The sequence below is a fragment of the Nocardia sp. KT25-26 genome, from assembly GCF_056627695.1.
Genome location: NZ_CM152813.1, coordinates 2,001,354 through 2,026,656, shown reverse-complemented (window position 1 = coordinate 2,026,656; position 25,303 = coordinate 2,001,354). Strand labels below are relative to the sequence as shown.

General features: G+C 70.1%; 24 protein-coding genes. 7 read left to right on the top strand and 17 right to left on the bottom strand.

Going from position 1 to position 25,303, the window contains the following annotated elements; translation table 11 throughout:
• Nucleotide 1 precedes the first annotated feature (1 nt).
• Nucleotides 2-865, bottom strand: coding sequence for a type I methionyl aminopeptidase (gene map / locus AC1HFH_RS09210; protein WP_480247011.1), 864 nt, complete (start codon nucleotides 863-865; stop codon nucleotides 2-4).
• Between the two features lie 191 nt (nucleotides 866-1,056).
• Here map and AC1HFH_RS09205 point away from each other — a divergent pair, with 191 nt between their 5' ends.
• The gene (locus AC1HFH_RS09205; RefSeq protein WP_480247010.1) at nucleotides 1,057-1,902 is read left to right on the top strand and encodes an acyl-CoA thioesterase domain-containing protein; all 846 of its coding nucleotides are present in this window, start codon (nucleotides 1,057-1,059) and stop codon (nucleotides 1,900-1,902) included.
• A gap of 19 nt (nucleotides 1,903-1,921) precedes the next feature.
• Here AC1HFH_RS09205 and AC1HFH_RS09200 read toward each other — a convergent pair whose 3' ends face one another.
• The 5 genes from AC1HFH_RS09200 to AC1HFH_RS09180 all read right to left on the bottom strand — a co-directional run bounded on the left by AC1HFH_RS09200 (nucleotide 1,922) and on the right by AC1HFH_RS09180 (nucleotide 7,974).
• Nucleotides 1,922-2,320, bottom strand: coding sequence for a VOC family protein (locus AC1HFH_RS09200; RefSeq protein WP_480247009.1), 399 nt, complete (start codon nucleotides 2,318-2,320; stop codon nucleotides 1,922-1,924).
• The gene (locus AC1HFH_RS09195) at nucleotides 2,317-3,051 is read right to left on the bottom strand and encodes an arsenate reductase/protein-tyrosine-phosphatase family protein (RefSeq protein WP_480247008.1); all 735 of its coding nucleotides are present in this window, start codon (nucleotides 3,049-3,051) and stop codon (nucleotides 2,317-2,319) included. Before AC1HFH_RS09195 ends, AC1HFH_RS09200 begins: the two co-directional genes overlap by 4 nt.
• 97 nt (nucleotides 3,052-3,148) lie before the next feature.
• Nucleotides 3,149-4,567: a phytoene desaturase family protein gene (locus tag AC1HFH_RS09190; protein WP_480247007.1), complete on the bottom strand. Its 1,419-nt coding sequence runs from the start codon at nucleotides 4,565-4,567 to the stop codon at nucleotides 3,149-3,151.
• 114 nt (nucleotides 4,568-4,681) lie between these two features.
• Entirely contained in the window at nucleotides 4,682-6,493 is a 1,812-nt protein-coding gene (locus AC1HFH_RS09185; RefSeq protein ID WP_480247006.1) for a DUF3556 domain-containing protein, read from the bottom strand.
• 17 nt (nucleotides 6,494-6,510) lie between these two features.
• On the bottom strand, nucleotides 6,511-7,974 hold the full coding sequence (locus AC1HFH_RS09180; RefSeq protein ID WP_480247005.1) for a class I adenylate-forming enzyme family protein: 1,464 nt from the start codon (nucleotides 7,972-7,974) through the stop codon (nucleotides 6,511-6,513).
• A gap of 174 nt (nucleotides 7,975-8,148) precedes the next feature.
• On the opposite strand from AC1HFH_RS09180, the gene AC1HFH_RS09175 reads away from it, so the two are divergent.
• Together AC1HFH_RS09175 and AC1HFH_RS09170 are read left to right on the top strand one after the other, a co-directional pair.
• On the top strand, nucleotides 8,149-9,420 hold the full coding sequence (locus AC1HFH_RS09175; RefSeq protein ID WP_480247004.1) for an RsbRD N-terminal domain-containing protein: 1,272 nt from the start codon (nucleotides 8,149-8,151) through the stop codon (nucleotides 9,418-9,420).
• A complete protein-coding gene (locus AC1HFH_RS09170) occupies nucleotides 9,417-10,124 on the top strand; it encodes a cyclase family protein (protein WP_480247003.1) in 708 nt (235 codons plus the stop codon). The genes AC1HFH_RS09175 and AC1HFH_RS09170 overlap by 4 nt, the downstream gene beginning before the upstream one ends.
• Nucleotides 10,125-10,393: 269 nt before the next feature.
• On the opposite strand, the gene AC1HFH_RS09165 is transcribed toward AC1HFH_RS09170, so the two are convergent.
• The 6 genes from AC1HFH_RS09165 to AC1HFH_RS09140 all read right to left on the bottom strand — a co-directional run bounded on the left by AC1HFH_RS09165 (nucleotide 10,394) and on the right by AC1HFH_RS09140 (nucleotide 16,526).
• Nucleotides 10,394-11,191 (bottom strand): ABC transporter permease, encoded by a 798-nt coding sequence (locus tag AC1HFH_RS09165; protein ID WP_480247002.1) that lies wholly within the window; start codon nucleotides 11,189-11,191, stop codon nucleotides 10,394-10,396.
• A gap of 2 nt (nucleotides 11,192-11,193) precedes the next feature.
• A complete protein-coding gene (locus AC1HFH_RS09160; protein ID WP_480247001.1) occupies nucleotides 11,194-12,084 on the bottom strand; it encodes a 2-aminoethylphosphonate ABC transporter permease subunit in 891 nt (296 codons plus the stop codon).
• A 259-nt stretch (nucleotides 12,085-12,343) separates the two neighbouring features.
• Nucleotides 12,344-13,549, bottom strand: a complete 1,206-nt coding sequence (locus AC1HFH_RS09155) for an ABC transporter ATP-binding protein (protein WP_480247000.1) — start codon at nucleotides 13,547-13,549, stop codon at nucleotides 12,344-12,346.
• A 24-nt stretch (nucleotides 13,550-13,573) separates the two neighbouring features.
• Nucleotides 13,574-14,620 carry a 2-aminoethylphosphonate ABC transporter substrate-binding protein gene (locus tag AC1HFH_RS09150; RefSeq protein WP_480246999.1) on the bottom strand — a complete coding sequence of 349 codons (1,047 nt, stop codon included), beginning with the start codon at nucleotides 14,618-14,620 and terminating at the stop codon, nucleotides 13,574-13,576.
• 83 nt (nucleotides 14,621-14,703) lie between these two features.
• The gene (locus AC1HFH_RS09145) at nucleotides 14,704-15,357 is read right to left on the bottom strand and encodes a phosphonatase-like hydrolase (protein ID WP_480247786.1); all 654 of its coding nucleotides are present in this window, start codon (nucleotides 15,355-15,357) and stop codon (nucleotides 14,704-14,706) included.
• A 41-nt stretch (nucleotides 15,358-15,398) separates the two neighbouring features.
• Nucleotides 15,399-16,526 (bottom strand): TIGR03364 family FAD-dependent oxidoreductase, encoded by a 1,128-nt coding sequence (locus tag AC1HFH_RS09140; protein ID WP_480246998.1) that lies wholly within the window; start codon nucleotides 16,524-16,526, stop codon nucleotides 15,399-15,401.
• A gap of 97 nt (nucleotides 16,527-16,623) precedes the next feature.
• Between AC1HFH_RS09140 and AC1HFH_RS09135 the strand changes: the two genes are divergently transcribed.
• Nucleotides 16,624-17,340: a GntR family transcriptional regulator gene (locus tag AC1HFH_RS09135; RefSeq protein WP_480246997.1), complete on the top strand. Its 717-nt coding sequence runs from the start codon at nucleotides 16,624-16,626 to the stop codon at nucleotides 17,338-17,340.
• Here the strand turns inward: AC1HFH_RS09135 and AC1HFH_RS09130 are convergent.
• Nucleotides 17,337-17,786, bottom strand: coding sequence for a DUF4254 domain-containing protein (locus AC1HFH_RS09130; RefSeq protein ID WP_480246996.1), 450 nt, complete (start codon nucleotides 17,784-17,786; stop codon nucleotides 17,337-17,339). The two genes, AC1HFH_RS09135 and AC1HFH_RS09130, sit on opposite strands and share 4 nt — an antisense overlap.
• A gap of 252 nt (nucleotides 17,787-18,038) precedes the next feature.
• On the opposite strand from AC1HFH_RS09130, the gene AC1HFH_RS09125 reads away from it, so the two are divergent.
• Nucleotides 18,039-18,908 carry a helix-turn-helix domain-containing protein gene (locus tag AC1HFH_RS09125; protein ID WP_480246995.1) on the top strand — a complete coding sequence of 290 codons (870 nt, stop codon included), beginning with the start codon at nucleotides 18,039-18,041 and terminating at the stop codon, nucleotides 18,906-18,908.
• A 40-nt stretch (nucleotides 18,909-18,948) separates the two neighbouring features.
• Here the strand turns inward: AC1HFH_RS09125 and AC1HFH_RS09120 are convergent, their stop codons facing one another.
• Nucleotides 18,949-20,391, bottom strand: coding sequence for a TIGR03118 family protein (locus AC1HFH_RS09120; RefSeq protein WP_480246994.1), 1,443 nt, complete (start codon nucleotides 20,389-20,391; stop codon nucleotides 18,949-18,951).
• A gap of 105 nt (nucleotides 20,392-20,496) precedes the next feature.
• Between AC1HFH_RS09120 and AC1HFH_RS09115 the strand changes: the two genes are divergently transcribed.
• Nucleotides 20,497-21,009: a peroxynitrite isomerase gene (locus AC1HFH_RS09115; RefSeq protein WP_480246993.1), complete on the top strand. Its 513-nt coding sequence runs from the start codon at nucleotides 20,497-20,499 to the stop codon at nucleotides 21,007-21,009.
• 128 nt (nucleotides 21,010-21,137) lie between these two features.
• Nucleotides 21,138-21,299: a hypothetical protein gene (locus tag AC1HFH_RS09110; protein WP_480246992.1), complete on the top strand. Its 162-nt coding sequence runs from the start codon at nucleotides 21,138-21,140 to the stop codon at nucleotides 21,297-21,299.
• Here AC1HFH_RS09110 and AC1HFH_RS09105 read toward each other — a convergent pair.
• From AC1HFH_RS09105 to ispG, 3 genes are all read right to left on the bottom strand, one after another.
• Nucleotides 21,293-23,083, bottom strand: coding sequence for a penicillin-binding transpeptidase domain-containing protein (locus AC1HFH_RS09105; protein ID WP_480246991.1), 1,791 nt, complete (start codon nucleotides 23,081-23,083; stop codon nucleotides 21,293-21,295). The genes AC1HFH_RS09110 and AC1HFH_RS09105 overlap by 7 nt on opposite strands.
• A gap of 58 nt (nucleotides 23,084-23,141) precedes the next feature.
• A complete protein-coding gene (locus AC1HFH_RS09100; RefSeq protein ID WP_480246990.1) occupies nucleotides 23,142-24,005 on the bottom strand; it encodes a GNAT family N-acetyltransferase in 864 nt (287 codons plus the stop codon).
• 71 nt (nucleotides 24,006-24,076) lie between these two features.
• Nucleotides 24,077-25,234: a flavodoxin-dependent (E)-4-hydroxy-3-methylbut-2-enyl-diphosphate synthase gene (gene ispG, locus AC1HFH_RS09095; protein ID WP_480246989.1), complete on the bottom strand. Its 1,158-nt coding sequence runs from the start codon at nucleotides 25,232-25,234 to the stop codon at nucleotides 24,077-24,079.
• Nucleotides 25,235-25,303 lie beyond the last annotated feature (69 nt).

Here is a 25,303-nt window from a genome sequence, read left to right as displayed (position 1 = left end):
CTCACGGCAGCGTCAGGATGTCCGCACCGGTGTCGGTGACGACGAGCGTATGTTCGAACTGGGCGGTCCACTTGCGGTCCTTGGTGACCACCGTCCAGCCGTCGTCCCAGATCTCGTAGTCGATGCCACCGAGGTTGATCATCGGCTCGATGGTGAAGGTCATCCCCGGCTCGATCACGGTATCCACGGAGGGCTGGTCGTAGTGCAGGATCACCAGGCCGCTGTGGAAGGTGGGGCCGACTCCGTGACCGGTGAAGTCACGGACCACGCCGTAGCCGAAGCGATTCGCGTAGGACTCGATCACCCGGCCGATGACATTGAGCGCCCGGCCCGGCTTGACCGCCTTGATCGCCCGGCGGGTGGCCTCCTCGGTGCGTTCGACGAGCAGCCGCACCTCCTCGTCGACGTCACCGGCCAGGAAGGTCTTGTTGGTGTCGCCGTGCACGCCGTCGATATAGGCGGTGACATCGATATTGACGATGTCACCGTCGCGTACCACGGTCGAGTCCGGGATGCCGTGGCAGATCACCTCGTTCAGCGAGGTACAACAGGACTTGGGGAAGCCCTTGTAGCCGAGGGTGGACGGGTACGCACCGTGGTCGCACATGTACTCGTGCGCGATCCGGTCCAGCTCGTCGGTGGTGACGCCGGGTGCCACCGCCTTACCGGCCTCTTCCAGCGCCCGGGCGGCGATCCGGCCTGCGACCCGCATCTTCTCGATCGTCTCCGGCGTCTGGACCCAGGGCTCACGCCCCTCGTTCACGGTGTCCTTCCACGCGTACTCCGGTCGCTCGATGCTGCGGGGTACCTCCCGGGTCGGAGACTGGACGCCGGGGACGAGGGGTTCACGGGTGCGCACGGACATGGGGTCCAGACTATCCGTCCCGGGCCGACCGGGGACGGCGAGCCTGCGACGGCGGGCGCTCGCTCGGTCATCGACGTCCGGCGCCGGATCTCGCCGCAGTCCCGTTCGTGACGCAGGTAATGTCGTCGGCACATACCTGCCGTTGATGTCACGGGCACATACCTGCCGCCGAATGGGACCCCGGAGTTTCGATGACGACCGACGCCTTCTTCCGGCCCGGACCGGACCCCGCTTCCGAGCTGATTCCCGGACCACGGGCCGGCAGCGGCTGGGGCGCCGACCAGCTGCGGGGCATGGCGGTCAGCGGGGCGCTCGCCCGGGCGGCCGAGCAGGCGGCGGCCGGGCTCGGCCGGCCGGAACTGCGCCCGGTGCGGTGGACCCTGGACATGTTCCGACCGGCCCGGATGCGGAACTGCCGGCTGACCACCACGGTGGTCCGGGAGAGCCGGCGGCTGGTGCTGATCGATGCGGTCCTGGAACAGAAGGACGGGCCGGTGGCCCGCGCCTCGGCACTGTGGCTGCTGGCCGGCGAGACGCCCGCCGGGAACGTCTGGTCCGGCGAGTCGTCGCCGCCACACCCACCGGCCCCCGGGATGCCGATGGTGCCCGGCCACGATCGGCTCTATTTCAGTGAGCACACCGGGTGGGGCGATGCCGACCGGGCCCGCGGCGACGGGCGCAAGCAGATCTGGCAGCAGCCGATCCAGGTTGTCGCCGGCGAGCCGATCACCCCGTTCCAGCTGGTCGCGAGCACCGCGGACGTGATGAACCTGGTGGCCAACTACGGTGACCGCGGCCTGGAGTTCATCAACCCGGATGTCACCCTGTCCCTGGTGCGGCTCCCACAGGATCTGGAGGTGGGCCTGTCGGCCACCGGCCGGATCGACCGGGACGGACTCTCGATCGGCACCGGCGTCGTCTTCGATCGGGCCGGGGTGCTCGGCTCGGCCACCGTCAGCGGACTGGCGAATGCCCGGAACCCCCTGCATCCGCGTTCCTACGCCACCGAACCGGCCCAGCCGTCGCCGACCCGATAGCCGCGGCGGATCGCCCGGATCAGCTCGCCGCGGCGGGCTGGAACAGCTCCACGAAATTGCCGGCCGGATCCTGCAGCAGAATCTGCTGTCCGCCCGGGCCGCTGACGATGTCGTTGCGGAACGGCACTCCGGCGGATCGCAGGCGGGCCACGTCGGCGGCGATATCGTCCACCACCAGCTGCAGCCGGTTCCAGCCGCCCGGTTCCGGGACGGCGCCGTCGGGCATCGGCCGCCCGGCCGAGCTCTTCGGCCCGGCCAGCAGCAGCTGCAACGGCCCGCGGATCACCGCGGCGAACGCCGGCGCCGCATCGAAATCGACGGTGAAACCGAGCTGGGTGGTGTAGAAGTCGACGGCGGTACGAACATCGTCGACGAGATAGCGAACCCGAGCGAGTTCGGTGGGTGCGGTGGTGGTCATGACGACTCTCCCTCCATGGTGCACGGCAGCGGTAGCTGTCCGATTCTGGTGTCGAGTTCCGCAGCGATCCGCTGGAACTCGGGGTATCCGGCCCGATCGGCGGCCGGGTTCGGCAGGCTCCAATGGGTCAGCACCGCGGAGCCGTGGTCCCAGGCGACCTCACGAACCTTGTCGCACAGGGTGATCACCTGATCGAAACGGCGGTCGCCGAGCGCGGTGAGCGATCGGGGCGGCCGGATGTCGAGGTCGATCCCGAAGTCCTCGTGCAGGACCCGGACGGCATTCGGATGGATCCGGGCGGCCGGGTGACTGCCCGCACTGGCCACGGACACCGTGGGGGCACGGTGCCGCAGCAGCGCCTCGGCCATCGGCGAGCGGGCACTGTTCCCGGTACACAGGAACAGCACCGAGGTGCCCACCGGCCAGCTGCGTCGCGCCGGATCGGGCCCCAGCGCGGCGGCCGCCGCACCGAAGGCCGTGGCGCACCGCGCCGGATCCAGGTGGTAATAGGCATCGCGGCCGTCGTAGCTACTGCGCCGCGAGGTGACCAGACCGGCCGACCGCAGCAGCCGCAGGTGATACGACACCAGATTCTGCGGCTCGTCCACCACATCGACCAGCTCCCGCACCCGCCGATCCCCGGCGGCGAGCTCGGTCATCAGCGCCCAGCGCAGCGGGTGGGCAGCCATGCGCACCACCAGTGGGACGTTCGCTCGATCCGAAACCGACACACCTCGATATTACATCAAAATGAATTGATATAATACCCTTCGTGGTCGGCGGGCACGGCTTCCACTCCGCGAATGGGTTGCCGGGCGACTCCGAGCGTCAGCGGATACCGAGATGGGCACATGCCTGACGGGCAGCTCGGTATCCGCACATCCCGTGCGTCCCGGGCCCCGGAGGCGTAGCAGCCGAGCACAGGTACATGCCCGGGACTCCCACCGAGTACGGGTGCACCGTGGTGCGCGGGCCGAAGACGAGCTGGCGCACATCCTTCGCACCGGTGACGATGTCGCCGCCGACATAGTTCGGGTTGTAGACAGACATCTCGGTAGTGGTACGCACGACGTGGCCGATGATGCGGTCCCGGAAGCCGGGGGCGAACTGTTCGATGCGGGCGATGATCGCCTCGGTGGCATCACCGGGGTAGCCGTGCGGCACATGGGCGTAGGAATACACGGGGTGGATGTCGCCGACCGACCGGCCGGGGTCGGCGAGGTACTGCTGGCCGAGCAGGACGAAGGGCCGCTCCGGCAGCCGGCCGGCCTGGATGTCCCGTTCAGCGGCGGCGATCTCGGCAAAGCTGCCGCCCAGATGGACGGTGCCGGCCCGGCCGGAATGCGGGTCGGCCCAGGGCACCCCGCCCTCGACCGCGAAGTCGACCTTGAACGCGCCGGGGCCGTGCCGGAACCGGCGATAGGCGCGGGCGATGCGGCCGGGCAGCCGGTCACCGAGGATGTCGGACACCGCACCCGGTGCCAGGTCGAAGATCGTGACGTCGGCGGGCGGCAACTCGGCCACGGACCGGACGTACACGCCGGTCTCCACCTTGCCACCCAGGTCGCCGAGCAGCGCCGCGAGGGCGTCGGTGATCGACTGCGTTCCGCCGGCCGCCACCGGCCAGCCGTGCCGATGTCCGGCCGTGATGATGCCCATCCCGATGGCGGAGGTCATCGGGTGGTGCAGGGGCCGGAAGGCATGCGCCGCGACACCACCGAACAGTGCGCGCCCCGCCTCGGTGCGAAACCACCGGGACAGGACCGAGGCGGGCAGGGCGGTCGGTGCTCCGAACCGGGCCAGGGTCAGCGGATGCCGCGGGATCCGCAACAGCGGCCCCATGATGTCCTCGGCCAGGGTGTCGAAGCGGGCCGCCGGTCCGGCGAAGGCCGCCCGCCACCGCGAACCGTCGGAGCCCAGACCGGCCGCGGTTTCCTCGACCGAGCGGTGCAGCACCCCCGCCCGGCCGCCCGGCAGCGGATGGGTGCAATCGATCTCCGGCCACCGCCACTGCAGCCCGTAGCGGTCCAGGCCGTACCCGGTGAGGAACCGGGACCCGACCGCCATCGGATGGATGGCCGCACAGTGATCGTGCAGCAGTCCGGGCACGATCGCCGCACCGGAGCGCGCCCCACCACCGATTTCGTCCGCCGCCTCCAGGACCGTCACCTGCACGCCCTCGGCGGCCAGCGTGACGGCGGCGGCGAGTCCGTTCGGCCCGGACCCCACGACGACTGCGGTACTCATCAGCTGACTCCTCATTCCCCTTCGATGGTGCGGTGCGGCCGCCCTCCGTCGCCATGGTGTCCGGGCCAGCCCCCGGCCGATCGCTGCGGCGCTGCAGCCGACCGGCCGGGAGATTCATGCCCGTACGCCGGAATCGTCCGGGTGGGCCTGCGACGTGCCGAGGTCCGCGGGCGCCGGGCGGGTCCAGGTGACCTGCAGCGGGATCGGCCCGTTGGGCAGCCACGGCTGTTCGGCGACTGCGTCGGCGACCTTCCAGGTGCCCCGTTCGATCACCCCGACCGCGGGGTCGACCAGCCGGTAACGCTGGATACCGCTGCCGAAGGCTTCCGATTCCACCCAGGCGATCAGCACCTCTCCCGGTTCGAACCGGGCCTCGTCCTGCACGGCCGCGATCAGGTCCTCGTTGTGCAGATGCCCGTCGCCGAAGTTGAACCCGATCAGCGAGTTGCACAAGAACTCCGCTTCCCGCACGGTGCGGGTGTCGACATCGGGCAGCCGGGCGATCAGCAGCGAGAACAGGCCGCGGGCCTGGCTGTGCATGGTGCGCCAGCCGATGGTGCGCTGCAGGTTCACCTCGGCCCAGTTCGGCTCGAATCCGAATTCCACGAACTGGTCGATCTGGTTCTTCGCCGATCGGGTCACCCGGTCCAGCTTCGCTTCGGCGCCGGGAGCGAACGCCCACACCGCCGAGGCCCAGTTGCCGGCGTACTGCCGCATGGAAGGCAGGAACGACACCTTGTCCGGGCGCAGATTGCCCAGCACCGGATAGAACAGCAGCGCTGCCGCGATCGACACCGCCAGCCAGGCCGGCGACATGTCCCATACGGCGTAGCCCTCCCAGGCCGGGAAGCCGAGGAAGAGGAACACCGTGGCGTAGGCGAACAGGATGTTCCATTCCAGCGGCACGGCGAGCGGGAAGGTCGAGGTGATGAACAGGTGGAAGACCACCATCACGATGACACCCAGCCCGGTCAGCCACGGGTTCGGGGAGAACAGCAGCACCAGCGGAGTCACGATCTCGACGGTGGTCCCGCCGACATGGGCCATGACATCGGCCAGCCGGGAGGGTCGCAGGTCCCGCGGGAAATCGCGGTAGTGTGCGCGCTTGATCGCCTTGAACGGCATCGACGGGCTGTTGCTCACCATCGGCGGCACCACGTTCGAGAAGTGCTTGCCGAACTTGGAGAACCCGGCGCCGACCCACACCACCACGATCAGCAGTTTGAGCGCGATGATCATGTTGACGAACGGCAGCGCCGCGAAGAAGATCAGCGCCGGCAGGTACTGCTCACCACGGGCGGCGAGGAAGATCGTCTTGTCCCGCAGGCCGTTCAGGATCAGTAGCACGATCGGGGCGATCAACACGGCGGGACTCACCAGCCCGGAGACATTGTCCGGCAGGGCCGCGGCGAGGGCGTCGGTCGTCACACCGGGCCGCACGAGTGCGACGACCAGGCTCGTCAGCAGGGCGAGGTAGAGCGCGATATCGAACCAGGTCCGCCGGTTCCCCGCGGTGCCCGGCACCCACTTCCACGGCCGCAGGCGGATCGTTGCAGGCCTGGCCCAGAACAGGATCCCACCGGTCATCGGCTTGACCTTGCCCGCCAGCGGCCCCCAGGACCCGGCTATGCCGATGGCTTCGAGCAGCACGGTCCACAGGATCAGCTTCTGGTACACGACCGGCTGGTTCCACCATTCGGCCACCTGCCAGAAGGGGGGCAGCCCGGAGGTCAGCGTTGCCACCGTGACACCGCCGATGGCGTACAGCACGATCAGTTTGATGATGTAGACGCAATGCACCATCCTCGGCGAACCGAAGCCGTTCTCGGCCCAGTCGGTGGCCAGGATGCGCATCCGCTCCATGAGCGGCTGCCGCAGGAACTCGTCCGGGTCTACGGCCGGCAGATCAGGTTTCGTGAAACCCATGATTTCGACTCCTTCTGCTATCGACCGGCGCCGCGGACCAGACGCCGCAGGGCCGGCTTGTCGAGCTTTCCGACGGCATTGACGGGCAACTCGTCGAGAACCGTGACCTCGACGGGCACCTTGTACCGGGACAGGGCGGCCCGCAGATGGCCGAGCACCCGCTCGGTATCCACCTCGGTCCCGGAATGGGGTGCGACGTAGAGCACGGGCACCTCGCCGTACCTCGGATCGGCGCGGCCGACCACCGCCGCAGTAGCGATCTCGGGCAGCTGGTAGACGACCGATTCGAGCTCTTTCGGGTAGATGTTCTCGCCGCCGCGGATGATCATGTCCTTGGCGCGGTCCACCAGCACCAGATAGCCGTACTCGTCGAACCGGCCGATGTCGCCGGTGTGCAGCCAGCCCTCGACGACCGTCCGTTCGGTCTCAACCGGCCGGTTCAGGTAGCCGCGCATGACGTTCGGGCCCGAAATGATGACCTCACCGGCCGCGCCGGGATCGACGTCGGCCCCGTTGGAGTCGACGATCCGGATCCGCTGACCGGGTAACGGCAGCCCGACGGTGCCGGGCCGCCGTTCGCCGTACAGCGGATTCACCGTGCTGGCGCAGGTTCCCTCGGACAGTCCGTAGCCCTCGACGATCGGGATCCCGTAGCGGGATTCGAACTTCGCCAGCAGTTCCACGCTGGCCGGCGCCGCGCCACAGATGGCGAACCGGACCTGCGAGGTGTCCGGTTGCCCGGTGTCGGGTAGGTCGGCGAGCATCGTGTAGATGGTCGGGACCGCAGAGAAGTAGGTGGCCCCGCTTTCGGCCAGCCGGTCGAAGAATTCCTTCGCATCGAACCGGCCCGCGATGCAGGTACTGCCACCGGCCAGCAGCGGCGACAGGGTGCCGATGACGATCCCGTTGACATGGAACAGCGGCAGCACCAGCAGGCTGCGGTCCGCCGGGCCGAGCGAGAAGGCGCCGATCACCATGGCACACATGGCATTCAGGTTCGCGTGCGCGAGCATCACGCCCTTCGGGCGGCCGGTGGTGCCGCTGGTGTAGATCACCAGCGCCAGGTCGTCCTCGGTACCGGCGTGCACCTCGGTGTGCCCGGGCATGGCCGTGAGCCGGTCGACCGGCAGCACCACCGCGGCGGGCACCTGGTAGGCCGGTGGCTCGACGACGACCAGAACGTCGGCGCCCGCGTCGTCGATCTGGTAGCCGACCTCCTCGGCCACCATCGCCGGATTCAGCGGGGTCACCGCCGCGCCCAGTCGCCAGGCGGCGAACAGGGTGACGACCAGGCCGGCCGTGTTCGGCAGCATCACGGCCACGACGTCACCCGGGCCGACCCCGTGCGCGTGCAGCGTCCCGGCGGCCCGGCCGACAGCCGCCAGGAATCCGGCATTGTCGTATGCGATCTCGTCGTCGGCCACGGCCGGGCCGGTCGGATCGTGCGCGGCCCGGCGATCGGGCAACAGAGCGAGGGTCATGATCACTCCTGGCGGTACTCATAAGGACTGATTCCCGACGGTACGGAGATGAGACCTCGATCACACCGTCGCGCGACGATGAAGCTCGGCGCCCCGCTTGTCTCCCCGGGACAACTCGCCGATTGCGGCGCAGCATTCACCCCACCGCCCGGTCACGGCGTTCTACTGTTGGGCATGCCCACCGCAGCCGAACCGCCGGCCGTCGGCCCGAACGCCGCCGTCGCCGTGGAACGCCTCGCCGGACGGCTCGACGAGGTCAGCCGCACGATCCAGGTGCATCTGTTGGCCGAGATCGAGGATCTGCGCGGCGATGCCCAGTTGCGTGAGTTGCTGCGCGACAGCGTCGAAGGAAATGTCGATACGATCTTCTCCGCGATTCAGCACGACATCCCGATAGAGAACGTGGAGCCGCCGACCGCGGCGCTCGAATACGCCCGGCGCCTCGCCCAGCACGGCATCGCGCCCAACGCCCTGGTCCGCGCCTACCGGCTCGGCCAACAGAAGCTGCTCGGCATCGTGTCCGAGGAGGTCCGGGCGCTGCAGCTGACGCCGCAGGTACAGCTGGACGTTTTCGAGCAGATCACCACCATCACCTTCGGCTACATCGACTGGATCTCCCAGCAGGTCGTCGCGACCTATCAGAACGAACGTGACCACTGGCTGGAGAACCGCAACAGCACCCGCGCGGTCCGGGTGCGCGAACTGCTCGAGGGCGCAGCCGTCGATACCGACGCGGTGAGCGAGGCCATCCGGTATCCGCTGCACCGCACCCACCTGGGTCTGGTGCTCTGGGTGCCCGACGGCGGCGACGAGCTGGCCCGGCTGGAACGGTTCGTCCGGGAACTGGCTGCGGGCGTCGATGCGCTGGGGCCCGGGCTGTTCGTCGCGGCGGACCGGCTCACCGGCTGGGGCTGGCTGCCGCTCGGCGCGGCGGCGGCATCGTCCATCGTCGAGCGCGTCCGCGCCTTCGCCGACGCGCACCCGGAGGCACCGCGACTGGCATCGGGTATTCCGGCGCCGGGGACTGCGGGTTTCCGCTCCTCGCACCGGCAGGCGGTCCGGGCCCGTGAGGTCGCGCTGGCGGCGGGCCCGGCCGGTGCCCGGGTAACGGCTGCGAGCGACCCCGGGCTGGCTGCGGCCGCGCTGCTCGGTCGCGACCTGGACGAGGCACGCGAATGGGTGCAGCGGGTCCTCGGACCGCTGGCCGCCGACAACGAACACGATGCGCGGCTGCGCGAGACGCTGCGGGTCTTCCTCGGCGCCGGTGCCAGCCACAAGGCCGCGGCGGCCGCACTGAATCTGCATGCCAACTCGGTGAAGTACCGGGTCAACCGGGCGGTCGAACGGCGCGGCCGGCCGATCGCCGAGGACCGCCTCGACGTCGAGATGGCCCTGCTGCTCTGCCACTGGTTCGACGCTGCGGTGCTCCGCCCAGAGGCCCGATGATCGCGCCGTTCGGCCGGGTGGTGCGGCTGTCGCATGTGCACGACCCCGCCACCACGCCGATCTACCCCGGCGACCCCGCCTTCCGCACCGACACCGTGGCAACCGTCGCCGCGGACGGCTACTACCTGCGGTGCGTCACCCAGGGCGAGCACACCGGCACCCACTGGGGTGCGCCGATCCATTTCGATCCGGACGGGCTCGCCGCCGACGAACTCGAGACGGACGATCTGCTGCTGCCCGCCGTAAAAATCGATGTGCGCGAAAGCTGCGCATCCGACCGCGACTTCGCGATCACGGCGGCGCTGCTGCGGGATTGGGAGACCCGACACGGCCGGATCCCCGCGCAGGCCGCGATCGTTGCGTGGACCGGCTGGGATGCCAAATGGGGCAGCCCCGAGTTCGCGGGCACCGGCGCCGCAGCCGGACATCAGCCCGGGTTCGCGGTGGACGCCGTCGAATGGCTGCTGGACACCGGGCGGCTCGGCCGGCGCGGCGCCCTCGGTATCGACACGTTCGGACCCGACATCGGCACCGACGACAGCTATGCCGTATCCCGGCTGCTGTACCGCGAGCACCGCATCAGCCTGGAATGCCTGGCCCACCTGGCCGATCTCCCGGTGACCGGGGCCTGGGTGCTGGCCGGCGGGGCGATCCACCGTGGCGGCTCCGGGTCACCCGCAACGGTTTTCGCGATCATTCCGTGAACCCGCCACCGCCGGCCCGCCCAGCCGCGCTCCGGCACGGCGTCAACGATCGCCCGCCCGCAGGGTAGCCGGTCCACGACGAACCCGACCCCTGCGTCGGCCTGCACGCCGTCGGCCCATCGCAGTGCGAGCACATCTGCCCCAGCTGCGGCACAGCGGCGGTAGGAACCGGCGGCCCCAGGAATCAGCGGCGCCATGGTGAGGTCAGGCCCGGGAAGGCTGCGATGACGGCCGGTGGTCGAGTCGACCGGACCACCCACACAGTTCCCCTAGCGTAGGGCGGCGCGGCCACGCACCCGGCCGAGAACCAGCAGCGCCACCAGGGTGAACACCACCAGCACGGTGGTGCCGGCGGCCGCATCGAACACCTCGCCACGGTCGGTCTGGGCGAAGATGCTCACCGGCAAGGTTTTCCAGCTCGCCGGATACACCATGACGGTGGCGCCCAGCTCCCCCATCGACAGCGCGATCGACAGCCCGGCGGCGGCGCCCAGCGCGGGCAGCAGCAGCGGCAGCGTCACCCGGCAGAGCACCCGTACCGGGCCGGCACCCAGGGATTCGGCGACCAGATGATACGCCGGATCCAGGCGGTCCAGCGCCGCCGAAACGGAGCTGTAGGAATAGGCCAGCACCAGCACGGTGTGCGCCAGGATCACGATCCATTTCGTGCCGCCCAGCAGCAGGGGCCGCTCGTTGAAGGCGATCAGCACGCCGAGGCCGATCGCGACCGACGGCACCGCCACCGGCAGATGGAACACCGCATCGGTGACGCGGCGCAGCCAACCCGGCGCGTCCCGGACTGCCAGGGCGGCCCAGGTGCCCAGGACCAGGGACAGTGCCCCGGCCAGCAATGCGGTCTGCAGGCTCACCGACAGGCTCGCCGCCTGCTGCCCTTCGAGTGCCTGCCCCAGGTTCGCGAAGCCGAGGTCCGAGGGCAGCGGGCCGGTCCAGCTGCCGGCCAGCGCCGCCGCCAGCACGGTGACGATCGGCGCACCGAACACCACCGATACGGTCAGCGCGAAGGCCGTGAGTACGGCGGCCCGGCCGCCTCGGGTCCACAGCAGCATCGTCACTCCTTTCGGGTGGCCCGGGTCAGCCGGGCGGTGATCAGCCGGAATCCGGCGTACAGGGTCAGCGACAGCAGCACCTGCACGGTCGCCAGCACGGCCGCACCGGGCAGGTCGAAGGTGACGATGCCGCGGGTGTAGATCATGGCGGGCAGCGTGATCACCCCCTTGGCGCCGGTGAACAGGACGATGCCGAATTCGTTGAGGGTCAGCAGCAGCACCAGGCTGCCGCCGGCGGCCAGCGCCGGCCACGCCTCGGGCAGCACCACCTGCCGCAGTACCCGCCACGGCGAGGCGCCCAGGCTCGCCGCCACATCCAGTTGTTCCCGGGGCACCTGCGCGAAGGCCGCCAGCAGGGGCCGCACCACGAACGGGGTGAAGAAGGTGATCTCGGCCAGGATCACTCCCAGCGGCGTGGTCAGGAAGTCCAGCACCGGCTCGGTCCCGCCGGTCAATCGGTTGATCAGCGCGTTCACCGCACCGGCGGTGCCGTAGAGGAAGGTGAATGCCAGGGTGATCAGGAACGACGGCAGCGTCAGGACCGTATCGATCAGCCGGCCGACCACCGCCGAACCCGGAAACGGCACGAAAGCCAGCACCACCGCGAGAAAGGTGCCGAGTACCAGGCAGCCCGCGGTGGCCGAGACGGCGATCGACACCGTGCGCCACAGGGCATCCCGGAACGCCTCGGACCCGAGCACGGCCGCCCAGGTCCCGGTGCCGCGACCGTCCGGTGTCACCGTGGACTCGGCCAGCATCCGGAGCACCGGATACCCGGCGATCAGCAGCACGATCAGTACCGGCGGCGCGGCCCACAGCACCGGTCCCCAGCGCCGGACCGGCGCGGCGTGGTCTGCGACGGCCGGGGCAGCCGCCTCTGTTGCGGTGCTCATCATCGCCTCCGGCACAGGTCGCTACCCGACGTCGGTTGCGGACTCTGGGCCGGAGCCCTCGCGGCTCGCTCGCCCGGCACCGCACACAGCGGGACCGGACCGGCCGCACGCGATATGGCCCACCGCATTCGGCGCCGCCCCTGATGGGCCGGTGCACCGGACGACAGCGCCGGGGCGTGACGAAGCCGGGCCGGCGGCTGCCCGGTAGCCGGGCACCACGCCGCCGCGGTGACCCGGTGGCGATCCGGATGCCGCGCCCTCATCGGACCGGCTCCTTCGGTTCCGCGCCACCGGCCGTGGTCAGCGGGGGCGGGACCAGAACCCCGGCGGGATCGGGGAAGCGCACACCCACCCGGTCGCCGGTTTCGGCCGCATGGTGCCCGGCGACCTCGACGGTCAGCGGCTCGGCCCAGCCGGGCACGGCGACCCGTACCCGGGTGCCGGCACCCCGCCACATGCTCGATTCGACGACGCCCGAAACCACCTCCCGATCACCCGGCGCGCCGAGGGTGAGGGCGTGCGGGCGCACACACAGCAGCGCATCGGCGCCGGACGCCCATTCCGGGCGGCCGACACCGGGTTCGGGGGCCCGGGCACGCAGGGTGTGCTCGCCCACCGTCACCAGGGCCGCGCCCCCGGAGACCCGTTCGATTCGGCAGCCGAGGAGGTTGGCCCCGCCGAGGAAGGCAGCGGTGAACTCCGAAGGGGGCCGCTGCCACAGGTTCTCGGCCGTGTCCAGATCCACCAGGCGGGCCTCGCGCAGCACCGCAATCCGGTCGGCGAGCGCGAGCGCCTCGGTCTGGTCGTGGGTCACGTACAGCATCGCGGTATCGGGCAGGGCGCGCCGCAGCTGCTGCAGTTCACCGAGCATCGATTGCCGCAGTTGCGCATCCAGGGCCGCGAGGGGTTCGTCGAGCAGCAGCACCTTCGGCCGGATCGCGAGTGCCCGGGCGATCGCGACCCGCTGCTGCTGGCCGCCGGAGAGCTCCCGCGGCAACCGGGCGGCGTACCCGGCCATCCCGACCATATCGAGTGCCTCGCTCACCCGCGGCCCTACTTCGCTGCGGCGGACCCGCTGAGCGCGGAGCCCGAACGCCACATTGGCCTGCACGGTCATATGCGGGAACAGCGCATACGACTGCACCACCACCCCGATACCGCGGCGGGCCGGCGACCAGCCGGTCACATCACGCCCGCCCAGGCGCACCGCCCCGGAGCTCGGCCGGACGAAACCGGCCAGTGCCTTCAACGCGGTCGATTTGCCGGAGCCGCTGGGCCCCAGCAGCGCCACCGTCTCCCCCGCCGCGACCCGCAGCGAGAAGTCGGCGAGCGCCACGGCCGCGCTGCGGCCGCGCCCGTAACGGACCCCGACCCGGTCGAACACGATGGCCGGGTCCGCACCGGCCGGTGCCGCGGTATCGGTGCGACCGGCCACCCGGCCGGTCCGGAGCTCTCCGGTGGACATCGGTTCTCCCCTCGCCCGCCGCCGTCAGCCGCCGATGGCCCGCTGGTAGGCGGCGATATCGGCATCCAGGTCGGCCAGCACGGCGTCCCAGTCCACCGGCAGGACGGTGACCCCCTCGAGCACGGCGGCGGTCTCGGCCGTCTCGCGCAGCTCGGCCAGCGCCGGGATGGCGGATGCCTCGGTGGCGATGCTGCGCTGCGACTCCTCGCCGAGCAGGAACTCCATCAGCTCGATACCGGCATCCCGGTTCGGCGCCCCCTTCGCCAGTCCCATCGTGTAGGGGATGGCGATGGTGGCGCGCTGTCCGTCGGCGTCGGCCGGGAAGAACAGGTCGAACTCCGAACCCTGCTGCGCGATGGTGTTCAGGTTCATCTGCACGTCCCCGTTGGCGATCAGCAGTTCACCCTTGTCGACCTTGGCCTGCAGTTTGCCGGTGGACGAGGACGGGCCGACATTGTTGGCCTGCAGCCGGGCCAGGTAGTCGAGCGCACCCTGCTTACCGAGCTGCTGCTGCAACAGGAGCAGGACCGCGGTGCCGTCACCGGCCTGGCCGGGCGTGGAGTACTGGAGTTTGCCCCGGTATTCGGGGTCGAGCAGGTCGTCCCAGGTCATCCCGGTGGTATCCACGGCCGGGTTGGCGATGAAACACAGGTAGTTGTTGGCCAGCGGCAGGTAGCGGCCGGCCGGGTCCAGGTCGGCGGCGGGGAGGGCGGTGGTGTCGATTCCGGACGGTTCCAGCAGATCCGATGCGGCGGCCTGTTGGATGAACGGCGGCAGAGTGACCAGCACATCGGCCTGCGGGTTGGACTGCTCCTTGTCCACCCGGTTGACCACTTCCCCGGAACCGGCTTCGACGAGGTCGACGGCGATACCGGTGGCCTCCTCGAAGGCGGCGAACCGGGTCTCGTACCAGCTGCCCAGCCCGTCGGCGGAGTACACGGTGACGGTTTCGCCGTCGGACGATCCGGCGCCGGTACCGCCGCAGGCGGCGGTGAAGGCGACGGCGGTCGCGGCGGCCAGCATGATCGCGGTCCGGGACAGGCCGCGGCCGAATACATTCGAATTACGCATGATTACTGCAACTTTCGGATGGATCTGCGGATGAGTCGAAGGGACGGGGATCGTAGGGGCACGGCCCGCCGCGGGCGGCGGGTTCAGGGGCCGGTGCCGAGCACCAGGTCCGGGAAGTCGGCGACCGAACCGACGATGTGGCCGGCTCCGGCCGCACGCAGGCGATCTTCGCGGTGCGCACCGGTCAGCGTCCCGACGACCAGGCCCGCGCCCGCGGCCCGCCCGGTGGCGATATCGCTGGTGGTGTCGCCGAGTACGGCGATCCGGTGCACCGCATCGGCCTGCAGCCGCAGGCCGGCGGTGAGCACCAGATCGGGATACGGTCGCCCGCGCCCGGCCTCGGCCGGGCACAGGGTCAGGTCGGCGAGGCCGGCCCAGCCCAGCGCCGCCAGCAGCCGGTCCTGGGTGGCGCGGCTGAACCCGGTGGTGAGCGCCACCCGGACCCCACTGCCGCGCAGAGTCCGGATCGCTTCGGCCGCACCGGGAATCGGGGCCACCCCGACCTCGTCGACGAGCTCGGCGTAGGCGGTTTCGAAGGCACGATTGGCCACCGCGGCCCGGTCCGGGTCCCCGAACAGGGCGGTGAAGACCTCGATCTTGGACTGCCCCATCGTGTCGAGCACATACCGGCGGGCCCGGTCGCGACGGGGTCCGTCCGCCGGTAGCCCGGCGGCAGTGGCCGCCGTGTCGAAGGCGGCGACCACCAGGCCGTCGTCGGCGACGGTGGTACCGGCCATATCGAGGACGGCGACTTGTACGGGTTCGGACACGGTATTCCTCACAGGTTCAGCAGGTCTGCGGTATCGGCGCCGATGGCCGGGCCGAGGGTCATACCGCGACCACCCGGGCCGGTCACGACCCAGACGTGGGTATCGGCCCGGACCCGGGTGACAACGGCCGCCGGATCGGTGGACTGGCTGTACACCCCGGCCCAGCGCCGGACCACCGGCGGCAACCGCCGGCCGAGGAATTGCTCGGTGACCGCGGTCAGATGCGCGTACGGGGCCTCGTCGACATCGAAGGCAAACGGCTCGGTGTACTCGTGGGTGTCGCCGATGGTCAGGCCGCCGTCCAGCCGCTGCACGCACAGCAGCTGCATATGATGTTCGGCCGCGGTCGCGGACTGCGCCTGTTCGGCGGCGAGGGCGGTCAGCGCGGACCCGGCGTAGCCGGGGTAGTAGCGGAAGCTGTCGGCATCGGCGATCGCGGTGGTCAGCGCTTCCCCGAGCGGCGCGGTCTGCATCATCTGCAGCCGGACCCGCCGGACCGGCAGTTGCCCGGCCAGTTCCCGGGTCAGCCCGCCGTGCGCGGCGCCGGGGCAGTGCACGACCAGATCGGCCTCGTGCCGGGCCCCCCGGTCGTCCAGCACGGCCGCACCCGTTCCGGTATCGGTGACGCTGCGGGCCTCGGTGCCCGCGTGGAAGGTGTAGCGGCCGGTGCCGGTCAGATACGAGCGCAGTGCGGGCAGCGCCTGCCGGGACTCGACCGCCGCATCGGTGCGGCAGTGCAGCCCGGCCAGGAAGGTGCCGCGCAGCGCCGGATTCACGGCCCGTACCCGATCGGGTTCGAGCAGTTCGAATCCGCGGACTCCGGCAGTCGGCGCCGCGGCGGCGGCCTCGGCCACCGCCAGCTCCGCCGGGGTGCGCAGCACGGTGATCGAGCCGGCCGGGCGGAATCCGATCCCCGGGACGCGCCCGCCGATCTCCTCCCACAGCTGCCGGGACCGCACCGTGGTGTCCAATTCGGCCTCGGCCCGGCCCGATACCCAGACCAATCCGAAGTTCCGCACGGTGGCGCCGCGCGCCTCCGGCTCCCGTTCCAGCTGCACCACATGGTGACCGCGCTCGACCGCCGCCCACGCATGGGCGGTGCCGAGGATGCCACCTCCGATGACGACCAATCGCATGCCGATAGGGTGACAAATGGTCTAGACCTATCGGTGTGCCACGTGCGAACACCAGGTTAAGAATTGGTATAGACCAAAAACCGGTAGGCTGGTGGGTATGGAATCCCTGGGGGTCGAGCCGAAACTGCCGAAGTCCTACCTGGTGCGCACCGGAATCGAAGAGATCCTGGACACCCTCGCCGAGGGCGACCCGGTACCCGCCGAACGAGAACTGGCCGCCCGTTTCGAGGTGGCACGCGAAACCGTGCGCCAGGCACTGCGCGACCTGCTGGTCGCCGGGCGGATTCGCCGGCAGGGCCGGGGCACCGTGGTGTCGCGGCCCAAGATGATCCAGCCGCTGTCGCTGCGCTCCTACACGGAGGGCGCCCTGGCACTGGGCCGTACCCCCGGGCGGCGGCTGGTCGACTGGCAGGACGAGCCGGCGGATGCCGGCACCGCCCGCGATCTCGGTATCGCACCGGGAACCACGGTCATGCACCTGGAACGGGTGCTGCTCGCCGACGGCGAACGCGTCGGACTGGAGAGCACCTTCCTACCCCTGCCCGAATTCGCTTGGCTGCGCGCGGACTACGACCCCACCACCTCGCTGTACGCCGCATTCCGGGCACACGGCGTCATTCTCGGCCGGGCCCGGGAACGGATCGAGACCGTCCTGGCCGGGCCGCGGGAGGCCCAGCTCCTGGAATGCAGTACTGCGCTGCCGATGCTGCTGCTGCACCGTCGCAGTGTGAACTCCGCCGGTCTGCCGGTCGAACGCGTGCGGTCGCTGTACCGCGGCGACCGCATCGCCTTCGAAGCCGGTCTGAGCAGTTAACGTTCGGGCAGCCGGCGCCGACCACCGGCCACATCGGTGACCAGATCGGTGTAGCCGTCCACCAGTTCGGCGAGCTGATACCAGTGCTTATGGGTGTTGTCACTACGCACCCCGTCGACGTCGATCGCCTGGTTCGCCTCGACCCAGCTCCGCGCCATCCGGTCCACGACCGCACCGAGGCTTTCGGTGTGCATGGCCGCACCGGCGCGATGCAAGGGCATCTCCTGGATCACCCAGTCGTTGATGTCGTCGACGAGTTCACCTCGACGGCAGTCGATCTCGGCTTGCAAAGCGGCATCGCGAAGATGCGCCCGGCGCTCGTGCAGTTCGGCCAGCGCATGCGCCGACCGCAGCAGTTCCCGATCCTGGAAACGGCGCCCCTGAAATGCACACAACAACTGTGGAGCGGTCGGCAGCAGCACCCCTACTGCGACCGGCGCGCTCATCGCCACACCCCGAATACACCCGACACCAACGAATTAGCTACCGACATTTGGCTCTCGATTCGGTTTACGGTCATCTGTTCGGTTGTTCGCCTCGAAGGCTATCTGGATCATGCGCTTCCATGTGGCAGAACGCAAGATTGCGACCTCAACTCTGAGTAAACCCGGGCTGACAACCGCGACAGGCGAACCCGTCCCCGTCGCACATCCCGGACTAGTAACCTCGGAGACCACCGCCGCTTCGAAGGGGTCGACATGGCAGGTAAGCGCACCGTCATCACCGTCCGGCTGCGCCGGCTCGCAGCCGTGCTCGCCGAGCTGCGCGAAAACGCTCAGCTCAGCAAGGAGGAGGTGAGCGCGCACACCGGGATCAACGTCACCACGCTGTACCGGATCGAATCCGCTCAGGCGCGGCCGCAACGCCGCACCCTGGCGGCGATGCTGGACCTCTACGATGTGGACCCGGCCCAGCGCGACGAGGCGTTCCGGCTGCTGACCGATGCCCAGAAACCCGGCATGTCCCGCGACTACGAAGGCGCGGTCTCCGAGGTCTACGCCGCCTTCATCAACTTCGAGTCCGAGGCGTTGTCGGCGCGGCAGTACCAGACCTCCACCATCCCCGGGCTGCTGCAGACCTACGAATACGCCGCCGCGGTGATCGAGACCTATATGCCCCGACTGGACGATGCCACCATGGCGAATCGGGCCAAGGCCCGGATGGATCGCGCGGTGCACGTATCCAAGGAGAAGGACCCCCTCGAGCTGTGGGTCGTGATGGACGAGGCCGCCATCCGCCGGGTGGTCGGCGGACCGGCGGTGATGGCCGGGCAGCTGGATCGGCTCCTGCAGGAAACCAAGCGTAAGAACGTGATCCTGCAGATCCTGCCGTTCGACGCCGGTGCCCACCCGGGGATGGCGGGCGCGTTCACCCTGCTGGACTTCCACGACCCGGCCGATCCCGAACTGGTGTATGTGGAAAGCCTCGGCCAGGACCGGCTCATCGAGGGGCACCACGAGATCCGACGATTCGGCGTGATCTTCGATCAGTTGCGGGCCATGGCGCTGAGCCCGCGCGATTCCGCCGCCTTGCTGACCGAGGCCCGCGCCGCCCTGGACAGCGACTGACGCCCGCCGCGACCACACTTCGGGGGCCGCGGCGGATCGCTCAGATTCCGCGGAACGCGCCGAACAGGCCGCCCTCGCCCTCGTCGGGCCCGGCGGTGAAGTACAGCGCATCGCCGTCACCGGCGGTGTCCCCGTTGCCGAACATCAAGGCACGCAGGCCCGCCACCTCGACCGGCCGCCCGTCCGCATCCCGCAGATAGTCGACGAACCGGCCGGTGGTGTCGTCGTAGGCCGCCACGCGGCCGAGCCCACCGGAATTGCCCACCAGCAGTTTCCCGGCCAGCGGGCCGAACGTGGAGGGCGCCAGCACCACACCCCAGGGTGCGTTGAGCCGGCCGTCGTCGTTCAGGATCCGCACCAGCTTGCCGGAGGCATCGAACTCGACCACCTTGCCGCGGTCGGGCCGGCCGCTCGTGCGACGCTCGGCGTCGGAGTCCAGGGCATCGACCGCCCCCGACTCGAACTCCGGTTCGGAGCCGTCCGTCTTTTCGTCTCCGTCGCTGTCGGCCGTACCGCCCGATGCGCCGCCGGACCGGTCCTCCGTGCCGGAGGCATCCGAATCCCGCTTCGACTCTTCCGATTCCGCTGCGCCGGAGCGCTGCCCGGACGCCGGGGTGGTCGGCGCATAACTGACGAACACCCGCCCGTCGGCGGTGGTCACGTTGTACGGTGCGAGGTCGCCCGGCATCGTGGTGCGGCCGAGTTCCGGCTCGGCCGGGTCGATCGGCTCGCCGGTGGCGAACGGATTGGCGAATCCGTCCGTCGGGACCTGCCGCCAGTCCTCGTCGAAGGTCCGCAACTTCGGTTCGGCCCCGAAGTCGGCGACCAGCAGCGCCGAACCGGACGGGTGCAGGGCCGCGCCGGTGAAGGACATGCCGTCCTTCTCCCCGTCGAACATCTGGTTGGTCGCGCCGTTACGGCGGACGGTGGCGCCGTCCGGCGCCCGGTCGGTCCAGGCGGCGATCCGCCCGGAGTCGGTGACCATGATGAACCGCGCCGCGCCGCCCAGCGGCACCGGCTGCTCCCCCACGAGCACCCACTGATCGCGCACCACGAAGGCGTCGTCCCCGACGGGAGCCGGATTCGCCACCACATCCGTGGTCTTGCCTGCACTGTCGTCGGAGAATTCCGAATCCGTACCAGGCACCGTGACCGCGGTGAGCTCGTCTCGGCTCACCGAACGCAGGTCCGGATCGCTCGACTCGGACACATCGCCGAGGAACTGGAATGCGGCACCCCCGGCGCCCACCCAGAAATGTCCCCCGGCGGGCCGGTCGGCCAGCCCCCAGGCGTTGACGAGGTCTTCCTCGATGATCCGGGCGTTGCGGTCGGCATCGTCGGCGACCAGGTCCACCCGGCCGTACCGGTTGCCGTCGAGAGCGGGCGCCTCGTCCACTGCCGACTCCGCCGTCGAGCAGGCTGCGGCCAGGCCGAGCGCCGCGGTGAGCACCACGACGCGAATACCCCGCACATGTCCGTTCAACAGTCCATCCTTTCCGACACAACCGGTTGCGCGGTGTCACCCTAACGTGCTGCCGCCGACGGCGTGTCGTGTACACCGGACCCGGCCGGGGACTAGGCTGTCGGCGTGCTCGATCGCCAGCAGCCCGTCCCGCCCGACCCGGCCGAACCTCATCCGGGGATCGCGACGCTCGCACCGCTGCTGGGCACCTGGCGCGGCCGCGGGCACGGCGAATACCCGACCATCGAATCCTTCGACTACCTGGAGGAAGTGCAGTTCGGCCACCTCGGCCGGCCGTTCCTCACCTACCGGCAGCGCACCCGCGCCGCGGACGACGGCCGCGGACTCCATGCCGAAACCGGCTACCTGCGCTGCCCCGCGGCCGGGCGGGTCGAATTGATCCTGGCGCATCCCACCGGAATCACCGAGATCTGCGAGGGCACCGCCGAAACGGACGGTGCCGATCTGCTGCTGGACTTCACCAGCACCTCGGTGGGACTGAGCAGCACCGCCAAGCCGGTCCTCGCCACCGGCCGATCGTTTCGGCTACACGGGGACGAGCTCACCTATACGGTGCGGATGGCCGCGGTCGGCGAACCGCTGACCCACCACCTCGCCGCGTCCCTGCATCGCGCCTGAATCACCCTCGGCGGCCGGTACGTGGGCCTGGTCACTACAGCCTTGTCCGATGTCCCACCCGCGTCGTAGCGTGCACAGCACAGCTATTTTTCAGCTAACTTTCGAGCGGTACGACGAGGGAGACGACCATGAAGCGCTACACCCTGATCCTCGCCACCGCGGGCATGGTCATCGGCGGTGCCGCAGCGGTCGACCTGCTCGACAGCGACCCGACGGCCGCCGCACCGAGCATTCGATCGACCGATTCACAGCTCGCACCGCCCGGGTCGGCCGACCCGGAAAATCAGTAGCCGGTCGGTAGCGCGGTGATCATATCCCGGGTCACGGCGACGGCATTGTCGGAACTGCCGCCGCGGACGACGAGCGTGGCGAATGCCATATCACCGCGATACCCGACGAACCAGGCGTGCGAACCGCCCGCCACCTCGGACTCCCCGGTCTTGCCGTACACCTCGCCTTGATCGGCGATCCGTTCCGCCGTGCCGCCGGTGACCACCTTGCGCATCATCGTCCGCAGGCCGGCGATGACGTCCGGGTCGACCGCCGGCCGCTCGCCGGTGATCTCGGTGGGGCGGCCGTCGAGCAGCCACGGCACCGGTGCCCGGCCGGCGGCCACGGTCGCCGCCATCACCGCCATGCCGAACGGACTGGCCACCACCTTGCCCTGGCCGATCCCGTCCTCGGCGCGCTGGACCGGGTCCGCGGCCGGTGGCACCGACCCGGACCAGATCGGCAGGCCAGGTACGGAATAGTCCGGGCCGATCCCGAACCGGGCGGCCGCCCGGTGCAGCGCATCGTCGTCCAGCCGGCTGGCCAGCTTCGCGAAGGACGTGTTGCAGGAGCGCTCGTAGGCGGTGGCCATCGGCACGTCCCCCACGGTGAACAGGTTGTAGTTGGGAATCGTCCGTTCCCCGATGACGATCCGGCTGGGACAGGGCAGCACGGTATCCGGGGTCGCGATACCGGCGCGCATGGCGGCCGCGGCGGTCACCGTCTTGAAGATCGACCCCGGCGGATACTGGCCGATGGTCGCCACCGGCCCGTCCCGGTCGGCGGCCTCGTTCTGCGCCACCGCGAGAATCGCCCCGGTCGAAGGCTGCAGCACCACCATCATCGCCTGCTCCTCGCGCAGGTCCACAGCCCGTTGCGCAGCGTTCTGCACGAACCGATCGATGCTCAGTGCGAACGATGGGGCCGGTTGGGCCGGAACTTCGTGCAGCACACCGGTGTCGGCGCCGTTCGCATTCTGCGTCACCACACTCCAGCCCGCCTGCCCGTCCACCTCCTCGATCACGGTCTTGCGCACCTGGGTGAGCAGATCCGGTGCGAAGTGCCGATCGGTCGGCATCAGATCCCATTCCTGGGTGAGGGTCACCCCGGGCAGGCCGACCAGGCGGTAGCCGGCCCGCGCCGTCTCGGCTTCGTTGAGCACGATCACCGAATAGCCGTCCGGATACCGGCGGGCCGAGGCGAGAATTTGCGAGGCGGTCAGCTCCGGCTCGAGATCGCGCAACGCCGCGGCCAGCGTTCCGGCCACCCGGGCCGGATCCGGCGCCTCGGCGAGCGTGAACCGGACCCGGGTCACCGTGCCCGGCACCAGCACATCGCTCCCGGCCGATTCGTTCACCCGGGCCTGCGCAGCGGGCATCCGGCGCAGCTGCAGGGTCTGGGTGTCGCCGAGGCGCGGATGGATCACCGACGAGGTCCAGCGCACCTTCCAGGTCCCGCCGCTGCGCGCCAGCTGCAGCTCCCCGGAATAGGACCAGACCCGCCGCTTGGACAGGGTCCACTCGTACCGGTAGTCGACGGTCGCGGTGGGGCCGTCGATCCGCACCTCCCCCGTGCGCGCCTGCAGCCCTGCCACCTGCAACTGCGCCCAGGCCGAATCGAGTGCTTCGCGCGCCCGGTCCGGATCGGTGGTCCGGGCCGCGGCAGCCGCCAGATCGTTCCGGGCGAGGGCCGCAAGGAATGCCTGAGCGGCCGGCGCCGGTCCGTCCGCACCGGGCGAGCAGGCCGTTCCGACGGCCGCCAGTACCGTGACGACGAGGGAGATCAGCAGTATCCGGGTCCGCATCGGGAGTCGATGCTAGCCGCAACCGGCCCGCAACCAGGGCATCGACGCCGCGTGCCGCTCAATCCACCAGCACGGTGGCGAAGGTGGCGATCTGCTGGAACCCGACCCGGCAGTAGGCCCGCCGGGCGATCAGGTTGTAGTCGTTGACGTACAGGCTGGCGGTACGCCCCGAGGCGACCACCGCGTTCACCACCGCCGCGGTGCCGCGGGTCCCGATCCCGGCGCCGCGGTGCTCGGGATGCACCCACACGCCCTGGATCTGGCCGGTGCGCCGGGACAGCGAGCCGATCTCGGCCTTGAACACCACCTCACCGTCTTCGAACCGGGCCCAGGCCCGTCCGGCATCGATCAGGCTGCGGATGCGGCGCCGGTAGCTGCGGCCACCGTCACCGGCCCGTGGGTCCACCCCGACTTCCTCGATGAACATCGCGATCGCGGCCTGCAGATACCGGTCCAGTTCGTCGGGACGCACCCGCCGCACCATGTGGTCGGCGCGGGCCAGCGCCGGCCCGGTGATCGCCAACAGCGGCTGGGTGTCCCGCACTTCGCGTTCCGGACCCCAGCGGGCGGCCAGCAGTTCCCACAGCGGCAGCGCCAGCTCGCGGCGGCCGACCACCGACGAGCACACCCGCGGCCGGCGAGCCGCCCGGTCCGCGAACGCTCGCATGGCGGTGCGGTCGCCGCGCAGCGGCACCAGGTTCGCACCGGAGAAGCACAGCGAATTCGCGGGGCCGCCGCGGCTCCAGAGCTCACCGGCTCCGGTCCGGGCGCCGATGCCGAACTCCTGAACCCGCGCGGCGATCATGCAGGTCGCCACCGGGTCGTCGTCGAGGACCCGCAGCACCTGCGCCAGATCACGGCTCACCAGCGGACGCGCGGGAGCGGTCTCGGACCGTCGCGTCGGCTCCAGCAGACTCCGCACTCTGCCAGCCTGCCACGAAATCGGCCGATCCGGTACGGCTACGCCGGAAACCGTATCCGACCTGGATCGGATCAGCCGACGGTGACCTCCGGCGCACCGGCACCGGCTGCTTCGCCCATCTCGTCGGCGATCCGCATGGCTTCTTCGATCAGCGTCTCGACGATCTGCGCCTCCGGCACGGTCTTGATGACCTCACCCTTGACGAAGATCTGCCCCTTGCCGTTGCCGGAGGCCACGCCGAGATCGGCTTCCCGGGCCTCACCCGGACCGTTGACGACACAACCCATCACCGCGACCCGCAGCGGCACCTCCAGTCCGTCCAGACCGGCGGTGACCTCGTTGGCGAGCGTGTACACGTCCACCTGGGCGCGGCCACAGGACGGACAGGACACGATCTCCAGTTTGCGCGGGCGCAGGTTCAACGACTGCAGGATCTGCCCGCCGACCTTGACCTCCTCGGCAGGCGGCGCCGACAGCGAAACCCGGATGGTGTCGCCGATGCCCTCCGACAGCAGCGCACCGAACGCGGTGGCCGACTTGATGGTGCCCTGGAAGGCGGGGCCGGCCTCGGTGACGCCCAGATGCAGCGGATAGTCGCACTGCGCGGCGAGCTGCCGGTAGGCCTCGACCATCACGACCGGGTCGTTGTGCTTGACCGAGATCTTGATATCGCCGAAGCCGTGCTCCTCGAACAGGCTCGCCTCCCACAGCGCCGACTCGACCAGCGCCTCCGGGGTGGCCTTGCCGTACTTCTGCATCATCCGCTTGTCCAGCGACCCCGCGTTGACGCCGATGCGGATCGGGATTCCGGCAGCACCGGCCGCCTTCGCGACCTCGGCGACCCGGCCGTCGAACTCCTTGATGTTGCCCGGGTTCACCCGGACCGCCGCGCAGCCGGCGTCGATCGCAGCAAAGATGTAGCGCGGCTGGAAGTGGATATCGGCGATCACCGGGATCTGCGACTTCTTCGCGATCATCGGCAGGGCGTCCGCGTCTTCCTGGCGCGGGCAGGCCACCCGGACGATATCGCAGCCGGAAGCGGTCAGCTCGGCGATCTGCTGCAGCGTCGCGTTCACATCGTGGGTCTTGGTGGTGGTCATCGACTGGACCGAGATCGGATGCTCGCTGCCGACCCCGACCCCGCCCACCATCAGCTGGCGGGTCTTGCGCCTGGGTGCGAGAACGGCCGCGGGAGCCGCCGGCATCCCCAATCCGACTGTGCTGGTCACTTCGGCTGCCTCTTCCTACCTGTCGCTGGTTGCGGACCGTTCACCGCAAGCTTAGTCGCGCCGGGTGCG